The 2,831-nt window shown below is 53.7% G+C and carries 1 rRNA gene; it reads right to left on the bottom strand.

The window, feature by feature from the left end:
- Positions 1 to 2,810, bottom strand: a 23S ribosomal RNA gene (locus AB5Y50_RS00005); the annotation flags it as partial.
- Between the last annotated feature and the right edge of the window lie 21 nt (positions 2,811 to 2,831).

Here is a 2,831-nt window from a genome sequence, read left to right as displayed (position 1 = left end):
GGTCTCCAACGGCCCTTTAGGACCCTCAAGGGGTCAGGGATGACTCATCTCAGGGCTCGCTTCCCGCTTAGATGCTTTCAGCGGTTATCGATTCCGAACTTAGCTACCGGGCAGTGCCACTGGCGTGACAACCCGAACACCAGAGGTTCGTTCACTCCGGTCCTCTCGTACTAGGAGCAACTCCCTTCAATCATCCAACGCCCACGGCAGATAGGGACCGAACTGTCTCACGACGTTCTGAACCCAGCTCGCGTACCACTTTAAATGGCGAACAGCCATACCCTTGGGACCGACTTCAGCCCCAGGATGTGATGAGCCGACATCGAGGTGCCAAACACCGCCGTCGATATGAACTCTTGGGCGGTATCAGCCTGTTATCCCCGGAGTACCTTTTATCCGTTGAGCGATGGCCCTTCCATTCAGAACCACCGGATCACTATGACCTACTTTCGTACCTGCTCGACCTGTCCGTCTCGCAGTTAAGCTGGCTTATGCCATTGCACTAACCTCCTGATGTCCGACCAGGATTAGCCAACCTTCGTGCTCCTCCGTTACTCTTTGGGAGGAGACCGCCCCAGTCAAACTACCCACCAGGCACTGTCCGCGAGCCCGATTCAGGGCCCTGCGTTAGAACATCAAACATACAAGGGTGGTATTTCAAGGACGGCTCCAGCGCAACTGGCGTCACGCCTTCAAAGCCTCCCACCTATCCTACACATGTAGGTTCAATGTTCAGTGCCAAGCTGTAGTAAAGGTTCACGGGGTCTTTCCGTCTAGCCGCGGGTACACCGCATCTTCACGGCGAATTCGATTTCACTGAGTCTCGGGTGGAGACAGCATGGCCATGGTTACACCATTCGTGCAGGTCGGAACTTACCCGACAAGGAATTTCGCTACCTTAGGACCGTTATAGTTACGGCCGCCGTTTACCGGGGCTTCGATCAAGAGCTTCGCTTGCGCTAACCCCATCAATTAACCTTCCGGCACCGGGCAGGTGTCACACCCTATACGTCCACTTTCGTGTTTGCAGAGTGCTGTGTTTTTGATAAACAGTCCCAGCCATCTGGTCACTGCGACTCCCGACAGCTCCATCCGCAAGGGACTTCACCATCAAGAGCGAACCTTCTCCCGAAGTTACGGTTCTATTTTGCCTAGTTCCTTCACCCGAGTTCTCTCAAGCGCCTTGGTATTCTCTACCCGACCACCTGTGTCGGTTTGGGGTACGATGACTTGTAATCTGAAGCTTAGAGGCTTTTCCTGGAAGCAGGGCATCAATGGCTTCCGCACCGTGGTGCGTTCGTCTCGTGTCTCAGTGTTGTGTCTCCGGATTTGCCTAGAAACACCACCTACGCACTTTCACCAGGACAACCGTCGCCTGGCCCACCTAGCCTTCTCCGTCCCCCCATCGCAATTACAAGTCGTGCAGGAATATTAACCTGCTTCCCATCGATTACGCCTTTCGGCCTCACCTTAGGGGTCGACTCACCCTGCCCCGATTAACGTTGGACAGGAACCCTTGGTCTTCCGGCGAGGAGGCTTTTCACCCCCTTTATCGTTACTTACGTCAGCATTCGCACTTCTGATATCTCCAGCATACCTCTCGATACACCTTCGCAGACTTACAGAACGCTCCCCTACCACTCACGCTTAGCGTGAATCCGCGGCTTCGGTGCCTGGTTTGAGCCCCGTTACATCTTCCGCGCAGGCCGACTCGACTAGTGAGCTATTACGCTTTCTTTAAATGATGGCTGCTTCTAAGCCAACATCCTAGCTGTCTGAGCCTTCCCACATCGTTTCCCACTTAACCAGAACTTTGGGACCTTAGCCGGCGGTCTGGGTTGTTTCCCTCTTCACGACGGACGTTAGCACCCGCCGTGTGTCTCCCGGATAGTACTTACTGGTATTCGGAGTTTGCATGGGGTTGGTAAGTCGGGATGACCCCCTAGCCCAAACAGTGCTCTACCCCCAGTAGTATTCGTCCGAGGCGCTACCTAAATAGCTTTCGGGGAGAACCAGCTATCTCCGAGTTTGATTGGCCTTTCACCCCCAGCCACAGGTCATCCCCTAACTTTGCAACGTTAGTGGGTTCGGTCCTCCAGTTGATGTTACTCAACCTTCAACCTGCCCATGGCTAGATCACCCGGTTTCGGGTCTACACCTTGCAACTAGACGCCCAGTTAAGACTCGGTTTCCCTACGGCTCCCCTATACGGTTAACCTCGCTACAAAATGTAAGTCGCTGACCCATTATACAAAAGGTACGCAGTCACCCCGAAGGGCTCCCACTGCTTGTACGTACACGGTTTCAGGTTCTATTTCACTCCCCTCACAGGGGTTCTTTTCGCCTTTCCCTCACGGTACTGGTTCACTATCGGTCAGTCAGGAGTATTTAGCCTTGGAGGATGGTCCCCCCATATTCAGACAGGATGTCACGTGTCCCGCCCTACTCGATTTCACATCAAGGTTGTTTTCGTGTACGGGGCTATCACCCTGTATCGCCGGCCTTTCCAGGACCGTTCCACTAACTTCCAAGATGCTTAAGGGCTAATCCCCGTTCGCTCGCCGCTACTGAGGGAATCTCGGTTGATTTCTTTTCCTCGGGGTACTTAGATGTTTCAGTTCTCCCGGTTCGCCTCGCTACGCTATGTATTCACGCAGCGATACCTAGCTTATGCTAAGTGGGTTTCCCCATTCGGAAATCCGTGAGTCGTAATGTCTCTTACCGACTGCTCACGGCTTATCGCAGGTTAGTACGTCCTTCATCGCCTCTGACTGCCAAGGCATCCACCATGTACGCTTAGTCACTTAACCATACAACCCCAAGAAGTGTCG

The sequence above is a fragment of the Aeromonas sp. s6 genome (assembly GCF_040907815.1).
GTDB classification, from domain to species: Bacteria; Pseudomonadota; Gammaproteobacteria; order Enterobacterales; family Aeromonadaceae; genus Aeromonas; species Aeromonas caviae.
Note: the sequence above shows the minus strand (reverse complement) of the source record. Positions and strands in the feature narration are given on the sequence as shown.